The sequence below is a fragment of the Streptomyces sp. NPDC007162 genome, from assembly GCF_040634175.1.
Taxonomy (GTDB): Bacteria; Actinomycetota; Actinomycetes; order Streptomycetales; family Streptomycetaceae; genus Streptomyces.
Genome location: NZ_JBEYFC010000659.1, coordinates 1 through 4,224, shown reverse-complemented (window position 1 = coordinate 4,224; position 4,224 = coordinate 1). Strand labels below are relative to the sequence as shown.

Genomic DNA, 4,224 nt, shown 5'->3' with positions numbered 1-4,224 from the left:
ACCCCGCCGAACTCGCCGCCGCCCTCGACCGTCTCCGGGCCGAGGAGTGGTGGCCGCACGGCTACGACTCCGGCCTCCCAGCCGCGGTCCAGGGCCGCGGTGATCAGCCGGCCGACGCCGGCGGCGACGCCGGCCGCGCACACGACGAGGTAGAGGAAGGGCGCACGGGGCTCATCGGTCATCCGGGCACTGTATGCGGGGGCTACCGCAACGGAAACGTCCGGCCCCGCTCGGACTCCGGGCGCGGTCCGTGGATCCGGCGCTCGTGCTCCTCGATCCGGACGTCGTTGATGCTCGCCTCGCGCCGGGTCATCAGCCCGTGCTCGTCGAACTCCCAGAGCTCGTTCCCGTACGACCGCCACCACTGGCCGGCCGCGTCGTGGCACTCGTACTGGAAGCGGACCGCGATGCGGTCGCCGTCGAAGGACCACAGGTCCTTGCGGAGCGCGTAGTCGAGTTCCCGGCCCCATTTGGCGGTGAGGAACCCGATGATCTCGGCGCGGCCGGTGACGAAGGTGCCGCGGTTGCGCCAGACCGGGTCCTCGGAGTAGGCGAGCGCCACCCGCTGGGGGTCACGGGTGTTCCAGGCGTCCTCGGCGGCCTGGACCTTCCGGGCCGCGGTCTCGCGGGTGAAGGGCGGCAGGGGCGGACGGTCGGCCATGGTCTCCTCCCCGGATGGAGAACGCACGTTCTCCAGGTCGCCGCTACCGTAGGAGAACGCTGGTTCTCGCGTCAAGGAAGGGTGTGGTCCGCACGTGGTCATGGACAGCGCGGTCGCCCGTGAGCGGGCTCTGGACGCCGCCGAGCGGCTGTTCTACGGGCGCGGGGTGCAGTCCGTCGGCATGGACGACATACGCGGTGCCTCCGGGGTCTCGCTCAAGCGGCTCTACCAGCTCTTCCCCGCGAAGGAGGAGCTCGTGGTGGCCTGTCTGGAGCGGCGGGACGTGCGCTGGCGGCAGCGGCTCGCCGCGCACGTCGAACGGCAGGGCGACGCGCGGGAGCGGCTGCTCGCCGTGTTCGACTGGCTGGAGACCTGGTTCGGCGAGGCGGACTTCCGGGGGTGCGCCTGGATCAACGTGTACGGCGAACTGGGTGCCACCTCCGAGCGGGTGGTGGCCCGGGTCCGGGACCACAAACAGGCGTTCCGGGACTGCCTCGCGGGGCTGGTGGCCGGCGCCGGACTGGACGCCGCGCTCACCGGGCCGCTGTTCCTGCTGGCGGAGGGGGCGATGGTGACCGCCGGGATCACCGGGAGCACGGCGCCCGCGGCCGAGGCACGCGCGGCGGCCGAGGTGCTGCTGCGCGCGGGCTGACGTCGGACCGCGGTGCTCCCGCGGGCGCGGCGGCGGGATCGACGACCTCACCGCGTGGCTGACGACGGTTGGCCCGGCTCCCACTGGCGGGCCTCGGCGGGGGTCCCGATCAAGGCGGGCACCTTGACGGGCGGCACCCCTCGGGCCCGGGCCCGCCGGGCCCGGTTCGTCGTCGCGCCGCGGAGACGCCTGCTGTACGTCCTGCGGGTGACCGTCGAGGGCGACCGGGTGACGGCGTACGAGGTGATCGCCGACCAGGCGCGCCTACGGGGTCCCGAGCCGGCGGTGCTCGACGCGCCGACAGTACCTACCCCGTCGGCTCCTTGACCGTGATGGCCTGGACCGGGCAGGCGCGGGCCGCCTCCTTGACCAGTGGGTCGCCGCCGCCGTCGGCCATGCCGGGCAGCAGCGCGCTGAAGCCGTCGTCGTCCTGGGTGAACACGTTGGGGGCCGTCAGGGCGCACTGCCCGGCGCCGATACAGACGTCCCTGTCGATCTCGATGTGCATGGCAGCAGCCTCTTACCAGGTCACGGGGAGTTCCAGCATCCCCTGGATCGTGTCGCCGGGCTTGAAGGGGATCGTCTCCGGCGGTGCGTCGAGCCGCAGGCCCGGCAGCCGTTCCCACAGGGTGGTGAGCGCGATCTCCAGCTCGGCCCGGGCGAGGTTCTGGCCCAGGCACTGGTGGATGCCGAAGCCGAAGGCCACGTGGTGCCGGGCCGGGCGGTGCCAGTCGAGCGTGTCGGGGTCGTCGTAGACGGACTCGTCCCGGTTGATGACCGAGGTCACGAAGAGCACGCCGTCGCCCTCGCGGATGGTGGCGCCGGCCACCTCGATGTCCTCCAGGGCGACCCGGAGCAGGCCGTCGGCGATGGACAGCGTCCGCATCAGTTCCTCGACGGCGGCGGGCATCAGCGTGGGATCGGCACGCAGTTCAGCCAGCCGCTCGGGGTTCCGGAGCAGGGTGAAGGTACCGAGCGAGATCATGTTGGCGGTGGTCTCGTGCCCGGCGACCAGCAGGATCATGGCCAGCGAGAGGAGCTCGGCCCGCTCCAGCTCGCCGCTCGCGAGCCGCTCGTGGACGAGTTCGTCGAGGACGCCGTCGCCGGGGACGGCGTCCCGTTTCCTGCTGTCGACCAGAGTTCCCAGGTAGTCCTCCAGCTCGGTGCGGGCCGCCATCGAGTCCTCGGCCGTCGGACCGCGCAGCAGCCGCCTCGACTGCGCCTCGAAGAACTCGTGGTCGGCGTACGGAACGCCGAGCAGGTCGCAGATGACCATGGACGGCACCGGCAGGGCGAAGGAACTCACCAGGTCGGCGGGCGGCCCCTCGGCGATCATCGTGTCGAGCAGTCCGTCGACGATCCGCTGGATGGACGGGCGCATCCGGGTGGCGCGTTTGACGGTGAAGGCCGGAATCATCATCCGGCGCCTGGTCTGGTGCTCGGGGTCGTCCGTGCCCAGCAGGGCGACCCTGCGGTCGCGGATCCCGGCGGCGCGTTCCGTCGGCACGGGGAACTCGGGCCGTCGGCGGTCGCTGGAGAGCCGGGCGTCGGAGAGCAGCGCCCGGGCCGTGGCGTGCCCGGTGACCACCCAGACGGGGCGGCCGTCGAACAAGGTCGCGCGGGACAGCGGCCGGTCCTCGCGCAGGGGGTCGTAGGCGGACGGCGGGTGGTAGGGGCACGTGCGGTCCTGCGGCCAGGCCACGGCTGCGGCCGGCGCGGGGGGCGTGGGTGCCGTCAGGTCCGTCAGTTCGTTCATGGAAGACCTCGCAGACGAATGTCGTACGTCGTGCCGATCTTCATTAGATGCTTCAGGCACCTATGGGACGACCGGAAGTTCGGCCAGATCGGCGAATCGGCCGAACTGGCCGAACCGCGTGCGGTCGGGGGACGGTTCCGCGCCGAAATTCGCTTGCCGGTACGGCGGCGCGGGCCACAAGCTCTGCGCATGACCACTCCTGACGCCCGTATGCCGCTGACCGCCACCGTCCGTACGGTGCGGGGCCTTCAGCAGCCGGGACGCTCCTGGAGGCCCGAGCCCGCACGCCCGTGACGGCCGCGCTCGTCGCCGGCCTGCTCGCCGGTTACGGGATCGCCGTCCCGGTCGGCGCGGTCGGCACATATCTAGTGTCCCTCACGGCCCGCACGTCCCTGCGGACCGGCGCCTGCGCCGCACTCGGCGTCGCCGGCGCCGACGGTCTGTACGCCCTGCTCGCCACGGTCGGCGGTGCGGCGCTCGCGGCCGGGCTGCGGCCGGTGCTGGGGCCGCTGCGCCTGCTCTCGGCGCTGGTCCTGGTCGCCCTCGCGGTGCGCGGGGCGGCCCACGCGGTGAGCCAGTTCCGGCAGCGGTGCCTCCCGACCCGGACCGAGCGGCCGGTACCCGGCTCCGGACGGGCGTTTCTCGGCCTTCTCGGGATCACTCTGCTCAACCCCACCACGGTGATCTACTTCGCGGCCCTGGTGGTCGGCACCCGTTCGGCCGCCGTCGCACGGCCGGTGGAGCAGGCCGTGTTCGTCCTCGCGGCCTTCGCCGCGTCCGCGAGCTGGCAGCTGTTGCTGGCGGCCGGCGGCGCCCTGCTCGGCCGGGGGCTGACCGGGCACCGGGGGCGGCTGGTCACGGCGCTCGTGTCGAGCTGCGTGATGCTGGGCCTCGCCGCGCGGGTGGCGCTGGCGCCCGGCTGAGGCCTGCCAGGCCCGGGGCCGGTGTCGTGCGGATGAATCCGGGGCACTCCCGGTGTTGAATCATGCTGTCAGTGACGGATGAGACGAGGGGACGGACCTCATGCCTCTTGAGGGCGAGTACGAGCCCAGCCCGACCGCGTGGGTGCGGGAGCAGGTCGAGCTGTACGAGAGCTCGGGCGGGACGGAGGCCGCTTGCCGAGGGCGAGGGCGAGGGCGACGCGGGTGCGCTGGC

The 4,224-nt window shown here is 73.0% G+C and carries 6 protein-coding genes and 1 pseudogene; 3 read left to right on the top strand and 4 right to left on the bottom strand.

Translation table 11 applies throughout. The features are described from left to right. A pseudogene (locus ABZ646_RS41490) lies at positions 1 to 182 on the bottom strand (hypothetical protein); the annotation flags it as partial. Positions 183 to 202: 20 nt separating this feature from the next. Next, positions 203 to 661: a nuclear transport factor 2 family protein gene (locus ABZ646_RS41485; protein WP_360531427.1), complete on the bottom strand. Its 459-nt coding sequence runs from the start codon at positions 659 to 661 to the stop codon at positions 203 to 205. Positions 662 to 761: 100 nt separating this feature from the next. On the opposite strand from ABZ646_RS41485, the gene ABZ646_RS41480 reads away from it, so the two are divergent. Both ABZ646_RS41480 and ABZ646_RS41475 read left to right on the top strand, forming a co-directional pair. Continuing rightward, positions 762 to 1,313 (top strand): TetR/AcrR family transcriptional regulator, encoded by a 552-nt coding sequence (locus tag ABZ646_RS41480; RefSeq protein WP_360531429.1) that lies wholly within the window; start codon positions 762 to 764, stop codon positions 1,311 to 1,313. Between the two features lie 54 nt (positions 1,314 to 1,367). Beyond that, entirely contained in the window at positions 1,368 to 1,640 is a 273-nt protein-coding gene (locus ABZ646_RS41475; RefSeq protein WP_360531424.1) for a hypothetical protein, read from the top strand. Here the strand turns inward: ABZ646_RS41475 and ABZ646_RS41470 are convergent. Both ABZ646_RS41470 and ABZ646_RS41465 read right to left on the bottom strand, forming a co-directional pair. Beyond that, a complete protein-coding gene (locus tag ABZ646_RS41470) occupies positions 1,621 to 1,821 on the bottom strand; it encodes a ferredoxin (protein WP_360531421.1) in 201 nt (66 codons plus the stop codon). The two genes, ABZ646_RS41475 and ABZ646_RS41470, sit on opposite strands and share 20 nt — an antisense overlap. Positions 1,822 to 1,833: 12 nt before the next feature. After that, a complete protein-coding gene (locus ABZ646_RS41465; RefSeq protein WP_360531418.1) occupies positions 1,834 to 3,069 on the bottom strand; it encodes a cytochrome P450 in 1,236 nt (411 codons plus the stop codon). Positions 3,070 to 3,359: 290 nt separating this feature from the next. Between ABZ646_RS41465 and ABZ646_RS41460 the strand changes: the two genes are divergently transcribed. Next, positions 3,360 to 3,992, top strand: coding sequence for a LysE family transporter (locus ABZ646_RS41460; RefSeq protein WP_360531415.1), 633 nt, complete (start codon positions 3,360 to 3,362; stop codon positions 3,990 to 3,992). The last annotated feature ends 232 nt before the right edge of the window (positions 3,993 to 4,224 follow it).

What these genes read in the sequence shown, in the direction of transcription:
- ABZ646_RS41465 (WP_360531418.1), bottom strand. Translation starts at nt 3,069, where the DNA reads ATGAACGAACTGACGGACCTGACGGCACCCACGCCCCCCGCGCCGGCC.
- ABZ646_RS41485 (WP_360531427.1), bottom strand. Translation starts at nt 661, where the DNA reads ATGGCCGACCGTCCGCCCCTGCCGCCCTTCACCCGCGAGACCGCGGCC.
- ABZ646_RS41480 (WP_360531429.1), top strand. Translation starts at nt 762, where the DNA reads ATGGACAGCGCGGTCGCCCGTGAGCGGGCTCTGGACGCCGCCGAGCGG.
- ABZ646_RS41470 (WP_360531421.1), bottom strand. Translation starts at nt 1,821, where the DNA reads ATGCACATCGAGATCGACAGGGACGTCTGTATCGGCGCCGGGCAGTGC.